The following is a 20,725-nucleotide window of genomic DNA, read 5'->3' on the forward strand; positions in this document are numbered from 1 at the left end:
CTGAATGACAGCGGGGAGACATCCAGATTTGTCGATGTGGAGCAGGGAGAATCGGCGGCACAACAGAGCGGAGGGCCGGGCATAGTCAATTGAGGATGCGGGGACAAAAAGATGAACTTCATGAGAGCCCCGAAAGGACCCATCCAGTCTCCATGAAACGTCTCGTGAGTTCGCTCAAGAGGAAGACATCATGCGCCTCTCGAGGTGCCACCTTGCGCGTAGCGCCTTGGAGTGCGGTGCGAAGCACCGCTTTGAGCGAAGGGCATGGTGTTCACGTTCTGGCTGCTTCAAAAGAAAACATGCCGCGTGAGATGCTGGATACTACCTACCCGCCAACAGCGCAGCATGACGAGTTCGCTCCATTCAAAAGCGGTGCTTCGCACGCGCACTCAAGGCGCTTCGCGCAAGCTGGATCGGCCCAGGGACGCATCCGGCTCCCGAGGAGTGTTCCTGTCACGAGACGCTCAGTCTCGTGTCCTATTTCTCCACCCTCGTCGGCGCCGTCCCCTCCTCCGGCCCCGTATGCAGCAGCAGCGTCTTCAAGCACCCATCAAAAATGGGGTCCAGGTCATCCCCGGCCACCGAGGCCGCATAGGTGACCTTGATTTTCTTTCCCGGAGGTCCCTCGAAGAAATACATGCCCTGCGCGAGATAGACCGTGCCGATGCGGTTGCGCATGGTGATCTTGTAAGCCGGGATGTTCCCTTCCGTCTTGAACGGCCCCTCGCTGACCACCTGCATCTCCGGATTCGCGGTCATCATGTTTTTCAGGTGCCCCTGCGTGAACTCCGTCAGCGTGCCTGGAAAGTCTTCGCTGTCCACGATCATGGAACCACGGTCCTTGGCCCCACGGGGAAACTCAAACAGCACCGCACTCCGCGATTCCTTCTTCTCCACCCAGCCATTCGGAAGGTGGAGCGAGCAACCGTGCGCCGCCAGGAGCCGGCGGTCTCCAGGCTCCAGCTTCTGCTCCCCGGCTTCCTCCGCCTTGTCCTTGAAAAAACCGAAGCGAGGCCCGATCGTGATCGCGGTATAATACCCTGCAATCACCACGGACAGCAGAATGACGAGGGACATCGGGCTCTTCATCGGGTCCAGATATACCTGCACCAAACACCGCGGCAAGGTGAATGGCGGCGGCCTTTGCAACCGATTCGGAGGTTTACCTACACCTTTGATGTTTCCCGGGCAAAAAAACCGGCTAGCGTGAGCCCTTCTTGTGTTCGGCGAAGACGACCATCTCAATCGCACTCCCACCACCGGCCGTTTCAAGCAACTGGCGGCGGGCGTGGTAGGCCCAGTTTGCATCGCCCTCCTCGCGGTATACAGCCTGGTCACAGGCAGCACCCCGATTTACTCAAAGGGAGGCTCCGCAGGCACCATCACAGGCACGGGCGGCATCATCGTGGCCCTCTCCTACCTTGCGGGTGCGGCCTATCTGCACTTCCGCTACTATTGGGACTGGAGTGAGCGCCTGGAGCCTCACAGCCACTGGCCCAAGTTCCTCTCGCTCGTGCTTTGCATCTTCGGCTTTGTGCTTGGGTTGTTTTACTCATTCCTGCATGGCGGGGCATGACTTTCCGTAGACACCGGCAAACGTGTGACCCTGCGGCAAGGGCCAAAGTCGCAGTCTCGTTACATAGGTAGATCCCAGTTTACGGAATCCGAGTCGCGGCTACAGATCAGAGTTTCCCTCCCCCCATCCCATCCCATGTCTCTCTGGACCAACAAGGACCACCGCACCGAGTTCGACGATGCGGACTCCCTTGCGTACGATTCCGATGGGGGCAGGCTGAAGCCGTGGCTTGTAGGAGCCGTCATTCCATTCTTCATAGTGCTGTATGGCGTTACCTGTCTCAGTTCGGACGAGACTGACATCTCCGGCCCTGATGGAAGGGTCGTCGCCTATGGCACCGCCGCCACGGGACTGGTCGTAGCCTTCATAGCCCTCGGCCTGTTCCTCCACTTTCACTTTTTCTGGAGGCTGCGCGAGCGGCTGGAGCCATACGCGGAGCGGCTGAAGCTCGTATCCCTCATTGTATTCTTGGGCGGCTTTCTGTTCGCCATTTTTCACCGCCTCGGCCTCTTCTAGTTTCCACCTGTCACCCCCTTCTTCCCTTGCTGAACCTACCCATCCGTCCCCGCCGCAATCGCCGCACGGCCGCCATCCGCGACCTCGTTCGCGAGACGGAGCTCACGCCGTCCCACCTCATCTACCCGCTCTTCGTGCATGCAGGCCTGGAGGACCAGCCCATCGAGTCCATGCCCGGCTGCACCCGCTGGACGGTCGACGGATTGCTGAAGGAAGCCGGTGAGGCCCATGCGCTCGGCGTGCCAGCCGTGGTGCTTTTCCCCGCCATCTCCGACCGGCTGAAAACGCGGGATGCCAGCGAAGCCTGGAATGCCAAGGGCCTGGTGCCCCGCGCCATCCGCGCCCTGAAGGCGGAGTTCCCCACCCTCACCGTCATCACGGACGTGGCGCTGGATCCCTACAACTCAGACGGGCACGACGGCCTCGTGTCTGACGACGGGCGCATCCTCAACGACGAAACCGTGGCCGCCCTCTGCAGCCAGGCCCTCTGCCACGCCGATGCCGGGGCGGACATCGTCTCTCCCAGCGACATGATGGATGGCCGCGTGGCCGCCCTGCGCAGTGCGCTGGATGCCGCAGACTATGCGGACGTGGGCATCCTCTCCTACACGGCGAAGTATGCCAGCGCCTGCTACGGCCCCTTCCGCGGTGCCCTCGACTCTGCGCCCAAGTTCGGAGACAAGAAGACCTACCAGATGGACTACGCCAACGCGCGTGAAGCTGAGCGCGAGGCCGCCCTGGATGAAGCCGAAGGCGCGGACATGCTGATGGTGAAACCCGCCACGCTGTATCTCGATATCATCCACCGCCTCCGCGCCAAGACCACCCTGCCCATCGCGGCCTATCACGTGAGCGGCGAGTACCTCATGATCAAAGCGGCTGCGGCCAGTGGCTGGCTGGACGAAAAGAAGATGGTGCTGGAGACCCTCACCGGCATCCGCCGCGCCGGCGCAAACATGATTCTGACCTACTTCGCCAAGGACGTGGCCAAGTGGCACGGCTCCGACAATAACGGCGGAGATAAGGTCGCTGCCCCTCAGCCATAACGTGGCAAGATTCTCCATTTGAGGAGTACACCAGCGCCTCCTCAAGGAACAAAAATGTCACGGTCCCAGCCCTCGTCGCCCGTGGGCAGACAAGGCTGTGCAATGCTCTGGAACTCCAGTGCTTACGCCCATGGGACCTGCATTCCCAGGTTGAACAATCTAAACTTTTTCCCTAAAACCCCATTCATTTACCATAATCACTAAAGCCAGTTATAAGAACCCGCTAGCTCCAACGATTATTTACATGATAGTCGGCCCCGCAAAAAAGTATCCAGCGCGCTTCCGCCCTTCATGTCCCAAGTTCTCTGCGTTCACTGTCAGCACCCCATTGAAGACGGGGCACCCCGCCGCGGAAACCTTGTGACCTGCCCCTCCTGCAAGGGACAGGTCTATGTTCCGCAGGTACAATATGTCGCCACCTTCGAGGAGAAACAGGCCGCCGCACGCGCAGCCGCCCAGCAAAAAGCCGGTTCCCGAACCTACAAGCCCTCAGGCAAGCGAGCCAGCGCGGTAAATGCCAACGGCATCGGCGTCACTTTTATCATGCTGGCCATCCTCATCATTGGTGGGGCGGGATTAGCCGTCGGGGGTTATTTTGTGTTCAAGGCCATCAAGGGCCATCAGGACGCCAGGGTGGAGATGGCCACCTCCATGTACGACTTCGAGAAGCAAAAACAGCCGCTCATCGCAAATCCCCACCCACCTGGATCGGGCACCGCGGCCGGAGTGGCGACCCCGAACAGCCGTCCTCTCGGCAACAACCCAACCAGGGAAGATCTGGAGAAGCTGGCGAAGGTCTTCCAGGCCCTGGAGGAGACAGCCGCGCGGCTTGATAAAGACTACCTGAAGGAGCTTGAGAAGACCGGTATCAACAAGCTTCTGGCAGCAGACCGCATCGCTACTGACACCGATTTCTCGCAATCCCGCAAGATCATCGCGGCTGCCCGCGAGGTCATGGCCCGTCACCGCGAGATCGCCGAGATGGAAGATGCCGCCTTTCTTCAGGACTTGGCCAAGTTGAAACTCGAAGGCGTGCCAACGGATGTCATGGTAGGACGTATCCGGGCCATTACGGAGGCATCACAGCCCGAAGTCGACAAGGTGCGTTCCATGGACTCGGTCATCGCGGCACAATACGAGGAAGCCATTGACCTGCTTGAAGCAACCCGCGGCGGCTGGAAGCTGGAAGGCGAATCCGTAGTGTTCAATGACATCAAGCATGCGGAACGCTACAAGACCTTCTTTGTTGAGGTGGACAAGTGCGAGCAGCTCAAGGTGGACCTAAAGAATAAAATCGAACAAGCATCGAGCCCCAAGTGGAAAGCGGCGATAGGACTCGTTAACTAGGCGTTTTAGGCAAAGGCATAGCCGGCAATGCAACAGGCCGGGAGCTCGTATACCACAGGCATGGCAGCCCGTGGTATCATATCAAAGCGCTCCCAATGGCATCCGGCACGCATAGACGCATCACCCACGCGAAACACGACGCGGGCAGTCGCGGGGTGTGACACGCAGCCGGGGTGCAGGCCACCGGAGAACTCAGGCACAAGCGCAAAAGCCAGTCAACGCTCCCAGCATAGCCGGGCCGAAAAGTACGAGCACGCACTCTAAAAGCCGTGCTCACCCACCTAAATTTCCTTACTCAGGCATAAAAACCAACTCGCAAGACCGCTGATTTGCCCGATAATTCCATCACAGATCACGCCCCCAACGCGCTCTTCGACATTCATGCCGGAAATTCTCTGTTCCCACTGCCAGCAACCCATCGATGCCGCTGCACCTCGTCGCGGTAATATGATAACCTGCACCTCCTGCAAAGGAGAGGTGTACGTACCCCAAGTCCAACACGCCCTCACCCGCGAGGAGAAGGCGGCCGCCAGAGGTCAGTCGAACAACGGGAAGAGGGGTTACCAGCCTTCCAAAAAGGCCAGTCGCATCAGCACGGAAGGAATTGGCATTACCCTCATCGTGCTTTGCATGTTCCTCGTCGGCGGGTCGATAGTGGTAGGAGGTGGATACCTGGTGTACTACTTGAATAAGCAGCGCGAGGAGGCCCAGGTAAATCGGCTCAAGCAGGAAGAAGAGGAAGCCCTCGCCAAGAAGAAGGCGGAAGAAGAAGAGGCCAAAGCCCGGCTGCTGGAGATGGCGCTCGACCCTACAGAGCAGGATATCCGGTCCATGAGGAAGGCCAACGAGACGCTTTCCCTGGCAAGCAGGGAAGCCGAGGAACAGTACAATGTGGAAGTGAAGGCTGCGGGCTTTCACCGCCTGCTGACCCCGGACAGACTGGCGGCGGACAAGGACTTCAGCCAGTCACACAAGATAGTCCGTGACGTTCGTGAGGCTTTCAACAAGCATCGGACCACGGAGCGGGCTCTCCTCGAGCAGTTCGTTAAAGATTTGGAGGCCATCGAATACGAGAGCATCCCAAAGGACATTTTCATGGCACGCATTCGCGCGTCTCGTGCCAGCGTCTACACCCAGCAGGATGAAATCTGGAACCTCAAGTCCGATGTGATTGAGCGCTATGCGCAAGCCATAGGCCACCTGGAAAAGACCCAGGGAAAGTGGGTGTTGGAAGGAACCGACCTCGCGTTCAATGATGCGAAGGATGCCGAGCAGTATCGCAAGTTCTTCGACGAAATGGAACTGCTGACCAAAAAGGCTGCGGCCAAGTCCCAAGCCATATTGGACGACATGTCAGCAGATGAATTCGCGAGCAGATTCAATCAGTAGAACTGCGCTCCTTCCGGCCCCCGTCAGCATCGCATCAGCGCTCGGCCGCATGCCCCGCGTGTCCCCGGTTGTGGTGAAGTCACAGTGTGAGTTCGGGCCCGCCTGTCGCCCTATACCAAGGCGAGTTGAACAGGTCTCTCACGCGACGAACCTGCCCAGCGTGTTGCAGAAGGCCCAAGGAACGGGAACGCCTCGTTCCCGTCAGCGGTCACCACGCCTGGTGATGTCGCATGTCGAGCACCCGTGGTGTTCCAAACGAATGCTTCGGCGCATACACGCCTTATACCGAGAAGAGTTGAATACAGGTCTTGGTACGAGAGGCCATTCCATCCCAGTGCGAAGTGCTGGGCATTTCAAAGGAGCGTGGACACTCTTGTCCGCCGTTCTGTAGTGCAGCGACCTCCTTCATGTGGAAGCTACCGGCGACGCTTCTGAAGTAGCTGGTGGAAGTGGCCTTGCCTGCCGGATGAAAGAGAAATGTGCGTCAGGGGTGCCGGACAAGAGTGTCCACGCTCCTTTGTCTGGCGCTTCGCTCCTGACAAAGACCCGGTTTCAACTTCCTTTGGTATTACAGCGCGTTCACACGCACCCACTCCCTCGCCTCCTCCGGCGAGTTCAGTGTGCCTTCGAGCTGCAGATCCTGCACCGTGCGCAGAATCTCTCCCACCCGGGGACCGGGGGGCACGCCCATGGACATGACTTCATGACCATCGATGAGCGGCTTCGGCAGCAACGGCTTCTCTCCTGCCGCGAATTCAATCTCCTTTGCCCGGAGGAATTCATAATTATCACTCAGGCCGTTGCTGCTCATGCAGTCCACGCGATGAAGCTCCATCTCGTCCTCATACGTGGGACGCGCCATGATGCGCTTCAGCTTGCTGATACGCATCTTCTGCACGTCTTTGAACATCATGTGATTCGCCACCGCCGCCACCGTGGGGTTGATCACATCATTGGGAAACTTCAGTCGGCGCAGGATCTCCTCCGTCATCTCCGCGCCCAGCTTGTCATGTCCGTTGAAGCGGATGCGGCCCGTTTCATCCACGCTGAAGGTCGCTGGTTTTGCGATGTCATGGAACAGCACCGAGAGCACCAGCGGCAGTGAAACCTTCTCTGGCAGCAGGTCCAGCATGATGCGCGTGTGCTTGAAGACATCCCCCTCCGGATGCCACTGCGGCGGCTGCTCACAGCCCTGCAGCACCAGGATTTCCGGCAGCACCGCCTTCATCAGGCCGCTGTCCACGAGAAGGTCGAAGCCGCGCACGCGATTCGGGTGCAGGAAGATTTTCACCAACTCTTCACGAATGCGCTCGGCGCTTACGCTGGCCACCTCAGGAGCCAGTTCCTTCATCGCGGCCCAGGTGTCCGCCTCGATCTCAAAGCCCAGCACCGTGGCGAACCGCACCGCGCGCAGCAGGCGCAGGTGATCCTCACGAAAACGCGCACGCGCATCCCCGATGGCGCGCAGAACCTTGCGCTCCAGATCCGCGCGTCCGTCCACATAGTCCAGCACCTCTTCCGTCAGCGGATTGTAGAAGATGCCATTCACCGTGAAGTCACGCCGCTTCGCATCCTCCACCGCACTGGTGAACTTCACCGAGTCTGGCCGGCGCCCATCCGAGTACGCGCCATCGCGACGAAAGGTGGCCACTTCAATCTGATGCGGTCCCATGCGCACGATGATCACGCCAAAGTGCGCGCCCACGGGAACAGATTGTGCAAAGAGCGCCTGCACCTGCTCCGGTCGCGCACTGGTGGCCACGTCATAGTCCTTCGGCTCCACCCCGCGCAGCGTGTCACGCACACACCCTCCAGCGAAGACGGCCTCATGGCCGGCCTTCACCAGGGCGCGGACGACGTTGGTGGCTGCGTTACGCATGGAGATGGAGGAAGAAGACAAGGTAGAATGAGTACTGAGAACTTCACTGCACTCTAGCTTTTGGTCAATGGGAGTGGAGCGAGGGCTGTAATCAGTAGTCGCAAGGTCGGAATACGGAGTCCAAGTAACCAACGGATACAACCGCTTACTGCTCACCGTTCACCGCTCACCGCTCACCGCCCTCACGGCGCAATCCCCGGCACCGTGGGCAGCATCACCGGTGGCGCGGGCCGCGGAGGCGGCGGCGTGGTGATGACAGCGGGCGTCTCCGTGGGTGTGACGCCACTGCCGGAGTCCGCGCCGGGGAGGTAGCTGGTGCCACTGTAGGATGTCGGCAACGGCACGGAGGCGCCGGTGGTTGTCGTGGCCGGTGTTGTGGTGGGATCCACATACTCCCTCTTCACCTTCGGTGGCCTCACCGTGGGAAGTTTCAGCCCGATGGCCTTCGCATACACCACGGGTGGTACGGGCAGTGATCCGCGCGAATCATACGTGGCGTCATCGAAGTGCCACCACTCCGTATTTAGAATGCTGAAACCAGCGGAGGCCATGGCCCGCTGCAAAATCGAACGGCGCTCGCGCTTGTCTGCCGAGACAGTGTCGGCCGTGTAGTAGCTGTCCGGTCCCCCTTCATCGAATCCGGTGGGCATCGACAGTTCATGACCATAGGAGTCCACGAGCGTCACATCCACTGCCGTACCGGAGCAATGCCGCGACCACCCCCACTCCGGCGGGGTGAACATGCCGGTGTATCCCCCATGATCATGCAGAGCCGTGTGGGACTCCGGCGGACGCCATGCGTCCCAAATCTTCAGCCCGTATCCCTGCTGCTGCAGAATCTCCTGCGCCACACGCAGCTTCGCCGCCGTGGTGTGATGCAGCAGGCAGGGCATGTCCTCCGGATACACCCGCTGCCCGGTGATGTTCTGCGCCCGGCGGTACCGCAGGTCATGCTTGATGCCCGGCACCACGCTCGTGACATCCACCAATCCCTGCCCCCTCGCGAGCGCCAGGGTCTGCGATTTGCTCTCCGTGTAAGGACTGCCTGCGCACGAGGCGAGCGTGAGCAGCACCGCTGGCGCGAGAGCCTGGCAGAAAAAAAGAAGCCGTCGTCGAGAGGTCGCCGTCTTGGGGGGAGCTTGGGGGCTGCTGCGTGGCATCATCCCCCGTAGCAGGCCGGAGCACACGGCTCAAATGCTTTGAGCGCTCACGCCGTCACATGGCTTTTGCAGCCTGTTTGCGCGCGTGAACTCATAACTCACAAGCGCAGCATTCCCGAGAGGCCCGCTCCTGACAGTGCGTACAGAGAAAGGTGACGCAGCATCCCCCCGGCGCGTCCTGGCCGGATTGGCTTGTCTTGCCTCACGGATTCGTCCTCTCTATAGACATTTCGTACGGCATGCATCATCTCCCCAAGTCCCTGCTCCTCTTCACACTCACCCTGCTCACTGCCTCCCAGGTGACAGCTCAGGACAAGGCGCACCTTGCGCTGAAGTCTCCCTTCGCCTCCTACGTGGAGACGGACTTTCCCTTCTTCACCCAGACGGTGGATGCGCGGAAGTTCGGCAGCACGCCCCTGCGGGAGAATCTCACGCCACGAGGCATCATCATACCGGCGGGCAATGGTGTCTTCGCCTGCTTCGACCCGGACCTTCTCCGGTGGGCGATCATCTGGAAGGCGAATGACGAGGGTGAATATCTCTCCATGGATGGCATGGGCACAGGCAGCTACCGACAGCCAAGCCGCAAGTCCAACTCCGGACAGAAGGAACTCCCCCGTCCTTTCGGCACACCCCTCGTGGCCCTGCCAACCCGCCCCGGTATATCTGTGGGTGATACACCATCCGTAAAGGACCCGCGCGATCGCGGCCATGCAGAGCAAGGTGAGTTGGGCCTCGGCCCCGTGCCCGTTTCCCTGGGGCGATTCTCTGGCCTGCACATGACACACGGTGGCCTGGTGCTGGAGTACACAGTCGCTGGCACAGTGGTGAAGGAGCAATTCCTGGCCGATGGCACAGGAGCCGTCCGTGTGCTGGAGGTGGATCCGCACAAGCAGACGCTCCACTTCCGCACGGGACCGGGTGAGGGAGACTGGCTGAGCTCTCTCCCTTCAGACACGGGCACCAGGTATCGCATCGCAATTTCTCCCGAAGGCACTGTCTCCTCCACGGTGGCCACCACCGGCATACGACCGGAAGCCTGCACGAAGACCACCCCGCTCCCCCGCCGCTGGAGTGAGCCCGTGAAGACTGGTCCTGCCATTGCTCCCTCGAAAGACGGTCCCTGGGTCTATGACGACATTCCCCTTCCGATGCCGAATCCGTGGAAGAGGAATGTGCGCCCCTGCGACATTGAGTTCTTCCCGGATGGACGCGCCGCCCTCCTGACCTTCGACGGAGATGTGTGGATCGTAGAGGGGCTGCAGTCAGGCTCGCAGGAAACGAAGTGGCAGCGCTTCGCCTCAGGCCTGCATGAGCCGCAGAGCCTCTGCATTGTGAAGGACATCATCCACGTGTTCGACCGCAATGGCATCATCAAACTCATCGACGTCGATGGCAATGGCGAAGCGGACTGGTATGCGAATGTCTCCAATGCCGTGGCCCAGTCTGCTGAGACGCGGAATTATCCCATGGACATGATCGCCCTTCCCGACGGCTCCTTCTACCTCGCCTTGGGCGGGCAGATAGGCTCCACCGTGGGCAAGTACAACGGTGTGGTGGTGAAGGTGACTCCGGATGGGAATACCTTCGACGTCATCGCCACCGGCTTCCGCCAGCCCTACCTCGGCTATGATCCCCAGACTGGCATCCTCACGGCCAGCGACCAGCAGGGAAACTGGAAGCCCGCCACACCCATCTACCGCGTGGAGCCCGGTCGCTACTTCGGATTCCAGCCGGAGAAGTACAAGGACAAGGTGACCCACCCCAAGACCATCTCCCCAGCGGAGGTATGGATTCCCCATTTCATCAACCAGTCCGGTGCTAGCCAGCTCTGGGTAAAACAGAACGATGGCAGCGAACCACACATGGGCGCGCTGAATGGAGCGATCATCCACATTGGCTACAACCGGCCGGAGATCTTCAAAATTTTCCTCGATGCCGAGGGAACCCAGGGCGCAGTCATGCCCATCCTCTCCGGCTTTCCCACGGGTCTGCTGAATGGACGTGTGAACCCAAAGGATGGATATCTCTACCTCGCGGGCTTCCAGATTTTCGGCAGCACCGGCTCGCGCACCAGCGGCCTCTTCCGTGTGCGTCCCGGCACCGTACCCGCATGGATGCCCAAAGAAATTCGCGCAGAGAAACGCGGCATCCTGCTCACCTTTGATGCTCCGCTGACGCCTGAGCTCATCAGCGACCTGGGACGCTACTCCGCAGACCGGTGGAACTACCACCAGACCCACAACTACGGCTCGGGCAACTTCCGCACGGATAACAACCAGCCGGGGCAGGACGCCATCCCGGTTTCCAGCGCGAAGCTTTCGAAGGACGGCAAGTCCCTCTTCCTGGGCATCCGCGACATGCACCCCTCGCATTCCCTCCGTCTCACGTATCGCCTGCCCGCCGCCGGCGTGGACCGCGTGGAGAATGCCTATCTCACCGTGCATGCGCTGCCCTCCATGAACCTCGAAAGTCTCGGCTTCGATTCCAATGAAGTGGACCTCAGTCCGCGCAAGGACCTCGCCGGTGACGGGCCTGCCATCATCCCCACGGCCGACCTGGGTCGTGATGTCGCCCTGCGCTACGGCTGCATCGCGTGCCACTCCACGGGAGATCCTGCCCTGCCCAGCGTCGCCGCGCCTGCGACCGCCGCCGCCAATGGCGCGAAGACAGAGGTGGGTCCCTCGTGGATGGGACTCTGGGCCGCGAGTCGCAAATTCAGCGACGGCTCCGAGATCAAGAGCGTGGATGCCGCCTATCTGCGCGAGTCCATCCTCGATCCCTCACGCCGCGTGCAGGCTGGCTATGAAATGGAGCGCACGGGCGTGGGTATGCCATCCTATCTCGGTGTGCTGAAGGATCACGAGATCGACTCCGTGGTCATGTACATCCAGACGCTGCAAAAGAAGAAGGTGAAGTGAACCAGGTCACCTCGTTCGTCGTCACGCAGGTGGCGCAGGGTCAGGCGGCTGTGGGGTTTCCTTTTCGGAACCCTCACGCACGGCACTCACGGTCACCTTCATTTCCGTGCATTGGAAGGCACCGTACATCGTCGCCTGCGCCACGTCCGCGGCATCCCTTCCGTAGGCAATGACGATGCGGTTTCCCTTCGGCTCGTCCTCGGTCGCATCAAAGGTGAACCACCGTCCACCGATGTACGCCTCATACCATGCATGCAGATCCATCGGCTCCAGTTCATGGAGGAAACCCACCACCATGCGCGCAGGCACACTCACCGCCCGACAGAGGGCGATGCCGAGATGCGCGAAGTCCCGGCACACACCGCGCTTCGTATTCACCGTCTCCAGCGCGGAGGTGGAGGCATTGCTGGTGCCGTATTCGTACTCAATGTTCTCATGCACCCAGTGCCGTAGACGCGCGATCTGCTGGTACGTGCGCGGGACATTCCCCGTGATGGAGTACGCGAGACGTGACAGTTTGTCCGACTGGCAATACCGGCTCGGCAGCAGGTAGTGCAGCAACTCCACTGGAAGCTGCGCCACCGGCACGCGACGTGCCGTGGGCAGCATGTCAATGTGGTCCGGCACGGAGGCCCGGCAAAACATGGAGAAACGAAACTCCCCCTTCGGCAGGACGACACGCTGGCAGAGATTCCCATAGAGGTCCGTGTACTCCACCACCGGCACGTGCGGGCTGAGCATGAACTCCTCCCTCATGATCCACTGCGCCCACCCGCTGCGCGGTCGCAGCATGAAGATGGCAGGCACTTCCGCCTTGGTGGCATACGCGAGGGAGCAGGAGGCATCGAGGATCATGAAAGTGTGCACCGTGACAGGTGACTGCCTGATGTTCGCGAGTCGAACGGCAGTTGGATGGACAACTGTTGTTCCACATGTTGGACACATAATTGCTTAATGCCGAAAGCGTCGTTTGCCGGAAGCGCACAGCACGTGCACTGTCCTGCTCGATACCATCCCCCAATCAATTCCGGACAAATCCGGACAATTCCTCATGTGCTTCCCTGCCCGCCCGCGCCTTTTCTTGTACGTCTCAATGATTCTTTCGGTGCTCAGTGCGCATGCACCGCTTGCTGCCAATAGCGCCCCCACCCACAAAGTCTACATCTCGTCTGAGGAGCTTGCCGTAACCGTGGGCGCCGATGCAGCCACGGTTGAGGGACAATTCCAATTCAAATCAGCCAGGGGCAGCGGTGCAAAATCGAGCACATTTGTAGCCATTCCAGTCTGGATACCGTTCAAGGCCGCACAAGGAAACACCAGCCTGGTTTCCATGGTAAAGGTGCAGGACAACAACAGCTTCCACAAACTTGAAGGTCCCTTGCTCAAGGCGTGGGATGAAACCATCGGACTGAAGTTCACCGTGGGGAATCAGGAGGTACCCGTCGGCATGCTGAGGATTGTCCGCCCCTGGTCGTTCACCAAAAGCGAAGGCACTCCCAAGGCGTGGCTGCATGATGGTTGGATACTTGCCCTCGCGATGATCTATTGCCCTCCGCCCCTGATGCAAGGCTCCTCTGAAGCGCGCCTCCGCTATCGCCAACCCTTACGCAAAACGAGAGGTGGCGCGGAATTTTTATACCTCCCCCAGTTTTATTATCAGCCAGAGGGCACAACAACGACGGATTTGGAAAAATTCGCCATGAAGGTGCAGGCTCAGCAGGGACTCTCTCTCTCCATAGGTGGAGCCCTCCTTCCCGCGGGGCAATCCGCAACCCTACCCCTGATTCATCATCAGGCCATCAAGGTGCTGGTCACTGCACCTTGACCTCCCCCGGCACCAAATAGTGAGTCACGCATCATAAAAGATGCGCATGGCGCGTCTTGGCTTCCACCCAAAGCAAGATGCAGGAGGCATCGATTGCGTGGATCGCGTCCCTCATGCATCATGGCGCGCAACCTCCCCCGGTTGTTCGATATGCATTTGGTCACTCGCCCCTCTCTTCTCTTGTCCGCTTTGATGGTCCTGTCGGCAGTACTTGGTGGCCACACACCGCTTGCCGCCAATATCGCCCCTACCCACAGGGTCTACATCTCGTCTGAAGAACTTGAGGTAACCGTAGGCGCCGATGCAGCCACGATTGACGGAAAATTCCGATTCAAACCGGTCGAGGGCGATCTGCATGAAAGTTCGAGTGCAGGAGCAGGCATTCCAGTCTGGATACCAGCCAAGGCCACTCAAGGAGACGCCGGCTTGGTATCCTTGGTAAAGGACCTGGCTCCCGGCGACATGCACAAACTTGAAGGTCCCCTACTTAAGGCGTGGAATGAAACCATCGGATTAAAGTTCATCGTAGGGAAACAGGAAGTTCCCGTGAGCGTGCTGAGAATTTTCCATCCCACGTCGCGTTTCGAAAGGAAGGACACATCCAAGGAGTGGTACCAGCATGAGGGGTGGATTCTCGCCTTCGCGATAGTCTATTGCCCTCCGCCCCTGATGCATGGCTCCTCTGAAGTGCGCCTCCGCTATCGCCAACCTCTGCGTAAAACGAGGGCTGGCGCGGAATTTCTCTATCTCCCCCAGTTCTTTCACCAACCAAAGGGTGCCACGACGAAGGACTTGGATAGGTTCGCCATGAAGTTGCAGGCACAGCAGGGCGTCTCTCTCTCGATGGGTGGAGTCGTCATTCCCGCTGGGCATTCCGCACGACTTCCTCTCATCGATCATCAGCCCATCAAGGTTTTGGTCACCACACCTTGACCTCGCCCCATGGCACGCTTCCAACCCCGGTTGTTCGATATGCATTCGGTCACTCGCCCCTCTCTTCTCTTGTCCGCAATGATGGTCCTGTCGGCAGTATTTGGCGGCCACACGCCGCTTGCTGCCAATATCGCCCCTACCCACAAAGTCTACATCTCATCTGAAGAACTCGCGGTAACCGTAGGAGCCGATGCGGCCACGATTGACGGACAATTCCGATTCAAACCAGCCGAGAACGACCTGCACGAAAGGTCGAGGGCAGGGGCAATTATTCCAGTCTGGATACCAGTCAAGGCCACACGAGGAGACACCAGCCTGGCATCCTTATTAAAAGTGCAGGACGACTACAGCATCCACAAACTAGAAGGTCCCTTACTTGATGCGTGGCAGGAAACCATCGGACTGAAGTTCATCGTGGGGAATCGGGAAGTCCCTGTGAACTGGCTGAGGATTATCCGTCCCACGACGCGCGCCGAAAGGAAAGACACTCCCAAGGAGTGGCAGCATGAAGGCTGGTTTCTTGTCCTCGCGACGATCTATTGCCCTCCGCCCCTGATGCATGGCTCCTGTGAAGTGCGCCTCCGCTATCGCCAGCCTTTGCGCAAAACGAGGGCTGGTGCGGAGTTTCTCTATCTCCCCCAGTTCTTTCACCAACCAAAGGGTGCCACGACGAAGGACTTGGATAGGTTCGCCATGAAGTTGCAGGCACAGCAGGGCGTCTCTCTTTCGATGGGTGGAGTCGTCGTTCCTGCTGGGCATTCCGCACGACTTCCTCTCATCGATCATCAGCCCATCAAGGTCCTGGTCACCACACCTTGACCTCGGCTACCGTAGTTCCCACTTTGCTCATCACAAAAGGTACGCACGACTACAGCATCTCGTCTACTCACCCAAAATTCGCGCACTGAATGTCCTCCCGCTCACATCTTCTCGTGTGTGCCTCGATGCTGCTGTCAGCACTGAGTGCGCATACACCTCTCTCCGCCAATCCCATCGCCATCACTCACGCTGTCTATATTGCTTCTGAAGCGTTGACCGTCGAAGTGGGGGCTGAGGCGGCGTATATTGATGGAAGTTTTCGATTCAAGTCGGCCCTAAAAAAGGGGGACTTTGGAGAGGATTCGGATATCAGGATCACGATTCCTGTTTGGATTCCTGCGAAAGCTCCTCAGGGGGATACCACAGTGAGGAGTTTGCTCGAAGTCATCGAACTTGGAGAATCCAACAAGATAGAAGGTCCCCTCGCCTCTGCGTGGGAGAGTGCTGTCGGCTTGAAGTTCACCGTTGCAGGTCGTTCGATACCCATCGAAGTCCTGAGGATCACTGATCCCATGGCGCGGAAGAATCGCAAATATTCCCCCGCAGCACGGCAGCATGAGGGCTGGATCCTCGCCTTTGCTGACGTGTATTTCCCTCCTGCGTTATTGCGTGGCACACCCGAAATCCGAATCCGCTATCGTCAGCCTCTGCGCAAGACTAAGGCCGGGGCGGAATTCCTTTATCTCCCGGAGTTCGGCAATCTGCCCAAAGGCGCGACCACGACCGACTTGGAGAAGTATGCCATGAAGTTGCAGACTAAGGATGGCGGCACGCTGGCCGCAGGAGGCGTTGTGATTCCCTCAGGGCATTCCGCACGACTTCCTCTGGCCCACCATCAGCCCATCAAGCTCCTGGTCACCACCCCCTGACCGTGGGGATGAGTAGCAACCCATGCGGCCAGCATCACAAAAGATGCGCACAACATACAGCGTATAGTATCTTGTCTGCCCCCCACAGAAAAGATACGTGCACTGAATGTCCCCCCGCCTGCTACCTGCCTTCACCTGTGCCCTGCTGTTGCTCACCAGCGCAGCCGCCACGGTGCATGCCGGGGTGACTCCCGAGCCGCAGGCGGTTATCGAAGGCTCCAACGACCCCGTCGCTGCCATGTGGCAGCGCGTGCAACGGGGCGAGGCCACCCTGGATGCGACGAGCGAAAAGGCATTCCTCACGAGCGTGCTACGCGAACTGAAAGTTCCCGTGGAGTCCCAGGTGCTCGTATTCTCCAAGACCAGCCTGCAGAACAGCCACATCAGCCCGCGCACACCTCGTGCCGTGTACTTCAATGAGGAATGCTACCTGGGCTGGGTGCAGGGCGCACACGGTGTGATGGAACTCATCGGCATGGATGGCGTGCGCGGTCCGCAATTCTACACCCTCACCATTCCCACGCAGAAGGATGAGAAACCGGAACTCGGCCGCAGCGAGCAATGCTTCTCCTGCCACGAAGGCTCACGCACGAACAATGTGAAGGGCATGCTGGTGCGCTCCGTGTACACCGATGCCACCGGCCAGCCGCAACTGCAGGATGGTTCCTTCCTCAGCACGCACGAGAGCCCGCTGCATGAGCGCTGGGGTGGCTGGTATGTGACCGGACGCCACGGCAATGACTTCCACATGGGCAACATCACCGTGACCGTGGATGAGAAGTCCCCGGGCCGCGACATCCAGCTCGACCGCAAAGCCGGTGCGAATGTGCTGGACCTCTCCCCCTACATTGATGTGCGCGCCTATCTCACCGGCAGCAGCGATCTCGTGGCGCTCATGGTGCTGGAGCACCAGTGCAGCATGCACAATCTCCTGACCGCCGCGAATGAGCAGTGCCGCCAGGCCATGCTCCGCCAGGCTGAGTTTCAAAAGGCCTTCGGCGAAAAGGTCACGGACACCCCGCAAGGCTCCGCTCTGGGAGTCTTCAACAGCCACGTGGATAAACTTCTCCACCACCTGCTCTTCAGCGGCGAGTATGAACTGAAGGATGACGGCGTGGAAGGTGACGTGGCCTTCCAGGATGCCTTCCGCACCAATCGACGCGAGAACGTCGAGGGCAAGTCCTTGAAGGATTTCCAACTCCGCACGCGCCTCTTCAAGAATCGCTGCAGCTACATGATCTACTCCGCGTCCTTCGACGCCCTGCCTCCGCAGCTCAAGACGATGCTCTACACGCGCCTGACTGCTGTGCTCAATGGCACAGACACGTCCGAGGACTTCGCCCACCTCTCCGCCTCCGAGCGTGAGAACATCCTCGCCATCTTGCGAGAGACGAAGAAGGATTTCCCGCGGAAGTAGCCAACGTAGCTCGCGAGTCCCTTCGCGAGTCTTCAGCTGTTTGCAGCATCGTTGAATTGGAAACCCGCGCTACCGGTTGCCGAGCTTCCCCAAAATTCTCTCGCGAAGGGACTCGCGAGCTACGTTGTACTCTCCACCTTCACTCTCTCCCATGCGTCTGCTCTCCCGTCTTCTGCTTCCAGTCATCGCCACCACCCTAGCCTCCTGCGCCGGTACCTCCTCTCCCCTCGCCTCCAATGCCAAGCCGCATGACCACGGCAAGATTGGCGCGGGTGAAGGCCCGGCGTGGAAGGAAGGCTCGCTCTACTTCACGGACGGCTCCCACATTAACCGGCTCGACACGGAGACTGGAAAGACCACGGCCTTTCGCAGCAACTGCGGCGCGCCCAATGGACTGCTCTTTGACCACTCGGGTCGCCTCGTCGCCTGTGAGACCACGGGTAGAAGACTGGTGCGGCATGAAGGCACGGAACGCACGTGCGGGGCAGGTTGTGACCTGGAGAGCAATCCCAAAGTCGTAGTCCTCGCCGACCGCTACGAAGGCCATCGCTTCAACTCGCCCAATGATGTCACCAAGGACTCGAAGGGCCGCATCTACTTCACCGACCCGCGCTACGGTCCTCGTGACACCATGGAAATGCGCGACTCCCAGGGCCGTCTCGTGGAGGGTGTGTATCGAGTGGATGCCCCCGGCAAGGTCACCCGCATCCTCGGTCCAGATGAAGTGGAGCGCCCCAACGGCATCCTCGTTTCCCATGATGACCGCTATCTCTACGTGGCGGATAACAACAACAACACCCACGGTGGTGCTCGCAAGCTGTGGCGCTTCAACCTCAACGCCGATGGCACCGTGAAGCCGGGCAGCCGCACCCTCATCTTCGACTGGAAGGATGGCCGCGGTCCCGATGGCGTGAAGATGGATGCCAGCGGCAGGCTCTATGTGGCCGCCGGCGTGAACAAGGCGAACCCGAACGAGACCAATGAGTTCAAAGCAGGCTGCTACATCCTCTCCCCCGCCGGCAAGCTCCTCGACTTCGTCCCCACCGCCCCGGATGAAGCCACCAACTGCGCCTTCGGCGGCGCTGATGGCAAGACTCTCTATGTCACCTCCGGCAATCACCTCTGGAGCGTCCCTCTGAAAAAGTAGTCTTATGGTATTCCGCGCACTCCGTGTGCGGAATAATTGGACACGCCCCATGACATCGCATCGTGTCAAGGAGTGGGAGCATTCCTGCTCCCATGGAAGGCTTGCTGGCCGACGGAGGGCAACAGCTGCGGCACAACCGCGTTTGTCGAGCCGGTGTTCCGTTGGATTTGAGCAGCGTGGCGAGTAATTGGGATCAGGAGACTCGCAACGCAAAATGGGGGCAGGAATGCCCCCACTCCTTGATGCCACGGTTCACGTCATTTCAGGGTGGCACCACACCATACGCACAGCGGCACCTCGCCCATTCGTCCCAGCGCCCCACATGGACGCCCGACGGCCAATGAAAAAGCCGCTTTCTGCAAGGTCCGACACGGGGCTGCCCAGCGAAACATCGGGTAGAGAGAACCCGCCATGAACGCATGGCATTTTGCCATGCCGGTCATGGGTCGCCGGTTCTTCATCCCAACTTCAAAATAGAAGAAGAGGCCCCCATGAAAACGACCCGATTCCTCATCCTCGCCAGCCTCGCCGTGGCCACCCTCGGCCTGAGCAGTTGTGTGGTCGACGATGACTACCACGGCACCTACGCCTATGTAGACCGCCCCTACTACCGCGACTACAACACCTCCTACTACTACGGTTCGTACCCCCGCTACCACCGCACCTACAGCGACAACAACTACTACCGAGGACCCGTGCGAACCATGCGAGGTGAACTTCACTCCGCACGTGCCGACCTGCACCACGCCGTCTTCCATTAACTCAGACGCAGTAAACAAAAGCCCGCTTGAGGCTGCGAGGCACTCAAACGGGCTTTTTCGTGGGAACTTATGCGAGTGCTTACGGCAGCTTCTCGTACGCAGCGAAAGCTTCGTCGATCTTGGCAGAGGCGGTATCGCCCTCGTGGAAGATGAGGCGATGACGCAGCGTCATGCTGTCACCGGGCTTCAGGGTGAAGGTACCGTCCGCAGCTTCCTTGTTCAGGTTCTTCGTACCAAAGGGATTCGCGGTGAAGAGACCGTAGTCACGCACGTGCCAGGGGGTGGGATAGCGGAAGCTCTTGGGGTGATTCAGCATGGCCACGCCGTACACCTTGCCATTGACCGGGCCGTAGTAGTCGCACCACTTGGCGCTCTTGCCCCAGGCTTCGGTGTCCTTGATGCCATCGCTGTTCACGATGCTGCCTGCCTTCTTCCCTTTCTCAGGTGTCACGGCCATGCTGGTGGGCACGCGGATGCTGAAGCCGGCGTCCTTGCGGTCTTCAAAGGTCACAGGCGTGTCCGTTGCCTGGAAGGTGACATCATAGTCAATCACCAGGCGGCCATCGATGACCTGAAACACAATGGTGCGCGTGTCTTCGAATTCCTTCTTCCCCTGCGGATTGTTGTGGTCCGTCACGGAGACGATGGTCGCCTTGTCCACTTCCGCCTTGAGTTCCTTGAACTCGCGATGCTTCTGCGCGCCGACCTTCACGAGGCGCTCCTGGCTCTTCTTGTCATTCGGGCGCTCTTCGAAGGTGGTCTTCTCCGCCCAGGTATCGAAGCCGTTCTCGGCCTCATGACCGAGGCAGATGCCGCGATGGTGCGGGTGGTCCCACTGCTCTCCCTCTACCTTCTGCATGGGATACGCGCGGGTCATGGGCGTGCCATGCGGGGGAATCACGGGGTAGAGGTAGGGCTTGTTTGCCTGATCCACCACGTACTCGGTTACCAGCTTGCCATCGTACTTCACGATGGCGCCACCGCTGGCGGTCTTCTCAATGGAGAATCCCTTGTCCGCAGCCGCTGCCAGTGACGGAGCAGCGAGAGTGACCAGGGCGAGCAGGAGAATGGAGGGAAGTGCTGGGATCTTCATGATGGATGAAACACAGGGCAGGGCCGG

18 protein-coding genes are annotated in these 20,725 nt (G+C 59.6%); 13 read left to right on the plus strand and 5 right to left on the minus strand.

Going from position 1 to position 20,725, the window contains the following annotated elements:
* Positions 1 to 477: 477 nt before the first annotated feature.
* Positions 478 to 1,077, minus strand: a complete 600-nt coding sequence (locus G5S37_RS19435) for a hypothetical protein (RefSeq protein WP_165206107.1) — start codon at positions 1,075 to 1,077, stop codon at positions 478 to 480.
* A 142-nt stretch (positions 1,078 to 1,219) separates the two neighbouring features.
* Here G5S37_RS19435 and G5S37_RS19440 point away from each other — a divergent pair, with 142 nt between their 5' ends.
* From G5S37_RS19440 to G5S37_RS19460, 5 genes are all read left to right on the plus strand, one after another.
* Entirely contained in the window at positions 1,220 to 1,576 is a 357-nt protein-coding gene (locus tag G5S37_RS19440) for a hypothetical protein (RefSeq protein WP_165206108.1), read from the plus strand.
* Positions 1,577 to 1,711: 135 nt separating this feature from the next.
* Positions 1,712 to 2,092 carry a hypothetical protein gene (locus G5S37_RS19445; protein WP_165206109.1) on the plus strand — a complete coding sequence of 127 codons (381 nt, stop codon included), beginning with the start codon at positions 1,712 to 1,714 and terminating at the stop codon, positions 2,090 to 2,092.
* A gap of 29 nt (positions 2,093 to 2,121) precedes the next feature.
* A complete protein-coding gene (gene hemB / locus G5S37_RS19450; RefSeq protein WP_165211762.1) occupies positions 2,122 to 3,138 on the plus strand; it encodes a porphobilinogen synthase in 1,017 nt (338 codons plus the stop codon).
* A gap of 291 nt (positions 3,139 to 3,429) precedes the next feature.
* A complete protein-coding gene (locus tag G5S37_RS19455) occupies positions 3,430 to 4,485 on the plus strand; it encodes a hypothetical protein (protein WP_165206110.1) in 1,056 nt (351 codons plus the stop codon).
* A 381-nt stretch (positions 4,486 to 4,866) separates the two neighbouring features.
* Positions 4,867 to 5,874: a hypothetical protein gene (locus tag G5S37_RS19460; RefSeq protein ID WP_165206111.1), complete on the plus strand. Its 1,008-nt coding sequence runs from the start codon at positions 4,867 to 4,869 to the stop codon at positions 5,872 to 5,874.
* Positions 5,875 to 6,442: 568 nt separating this feature from the next.
* Here G5S37_RS19460 and G5S37_RS19465 read toward each other — a convergent pair.
* Entirely contained in the window at positions 6,443 to 7,753 is a 1,311-nt protein-coding gene (locus G5S37_RS19465) for a CCA tRNA nucleotidyltransferase (RefSeq protein ID WP_165206112.1), read from the minus strand.
* A gap of 182 nt (positions 7,754 to 7,935) precedes the next feature.
* Entirely contained in the window at positions 7,936 to 8,826 is an 891-nt protein-coding gene (locus G5S37_RS19470; RefSeq protein ID WP_206026063.1) for a M15 family metallopeptidase, read from the minus strand.
* Between the two features lie 326 nt (positions 8,827 to 9,152).
* On the opposite strand from G5S37_RS19470, the gene G5S37_RS19475 reads away from it, so the two are divergent.
* Complete coding sequence (locus tag G5S37_RS19475) at positions 9,153 to 11,834, plus strand: DUF6797 domain-containing protein (protein WP_165206114.1); 2,682 nt, start codon at positions 9,153 to 9,155, stop codon at positions 11,832 to 11,834.
* A gap of 21 nt (positions 11,835 to 11,855) precedes the next feature.
* Here the strand turns inward: G5S37_RS19475 and G5S37_RS19480 are convergent, their stop codons facing one another.
* Positions 11,856 to 12,689, minus strand: a complete 834-nt coding sequence (locus G5S37_RS19480) for a transglutaminase family protein (RefSeq protein ID WP_165206115.1) — start codon at positions 12,687 to 12,689, stop codon at positions 11,856 to 11,858.
* 238 nt (positions 12,690 to 12,927) lie between these two features.
* Between G5S37_RS19480 and G5S37_RS19485 the strand changes: the two genes are divergently transcribed.
* The 7 genes from G5S37_RS19485 (at position 12,928) to G5S37_RS19515 (ending at position 19,605) form a co-directional block, all read left to right on the plus strand.
* A complete protein-coding gene (locus G5S37_RS19485; RefSeq protein WP_165206116.1) occupies positions 12,928 to 13,659 on the plus strand; it encodes a hypothetical protein in 732 nt (243 codons plus the stop codon).
* A 120-nt stretch (positions 13,660 to 13,779) separates the two neighbouring features.
* Positions 13,780 to 14,592, plus strand: coding sequence for a hypothetical protein (locus G5S37_RS19490; RefSeq protein WP_165206117.1), 813 nt, complete (start codon positions 13,780 to 13,782; stop codon positions 14,590 to 14,592).
* Positions 14,593 to 14,601: 9 nt separating this feature from the next.
* Complete coding sequence (locus G5S37_RS19495; protein ID WP_165206118.1) at positions 14,602 to 15,411, plus strand: hypothetical protein; 810 nt, start codon at positions 14,602 to 14,604, stop codon at positions 15,409 to 15,411.
* Positions 15,412 to 15,500: 89 nt separating this feature from the next.
* The gene (locus G5S37_RS19500) at positions 15,501 to 16,280 is read left to right on the plus strand and encodes a hypothetical protein (protein ID WP_165206119.1); all 780 of its coding nucleotides are present in this window, start codon (positions 15,501 to 15,503) and stop codon (positions 16,278 to 16,280) included.
* A 106-nt stretch (positions 16,281 to 16,386) separates the two neighbouring features.
* A complete protein-coding gene (locus G5S37_RS19505; protein ID WP_165206120.1) occupies positions 16,387 to 17,697 on the plus strand; it encodes a hypothetical protein in 1,311 nt (436 codons plus the stop codon).
* Positions 17,698 to 17,848: 151 nt separating this feature from the next.
* Positions 17,849 to 18,844 (plus strand): SMP-30/gluconolactonase/LRE family protein, encoded by a 996-nt coding sequence (locus tag G5S37_RS19510; RefSeq protein ID WP_165206121.1) that lies wholly within the window; start codon positions 17,849 to 17,851, stop codon positions 18,842 to 18,844.
* Between the two features lie 491 nt (positions 18,845 to 19,335).
* A complete protein-coding gene (locus G5S37_RS19515) occupies positions 19,336 to 19,605 on the plus strand; it encodes a hypothetical protein (RefSeq protein WP_165206122.1) in 270 nt (89 codons plus the stop codon).
* 79 nt (positions 19,606 to 19,684) lie between these two features.
* Here the strand turns inward: G5S37_RS19515 and G5S37_RS19520 are convergent, their stop codons facing one another.
* Complete coding sequence (locus G5S37_RS19520; RefSeq protein WP_165206123.1) at positions 19,685 to 20,698, minus strand: PmoA family protein; 1,014 nt, start codon at positions 20,696 to 20,698, stop codon at positions 19,685 to 19,687.
* Positions 20,699 to 20,725: the final 27 nt, after the last annotated feature.

Source organism: Roseimicrobium sp. ORNL1 (assembly GCF_011044495.1).
Taxonomy (GTDB): Bacteria; Verrucomicrobiota; Verrucomicrobiia; order Verrucomicrobiales; family Verrucomicrobiaceae; genus Roseimicrobium.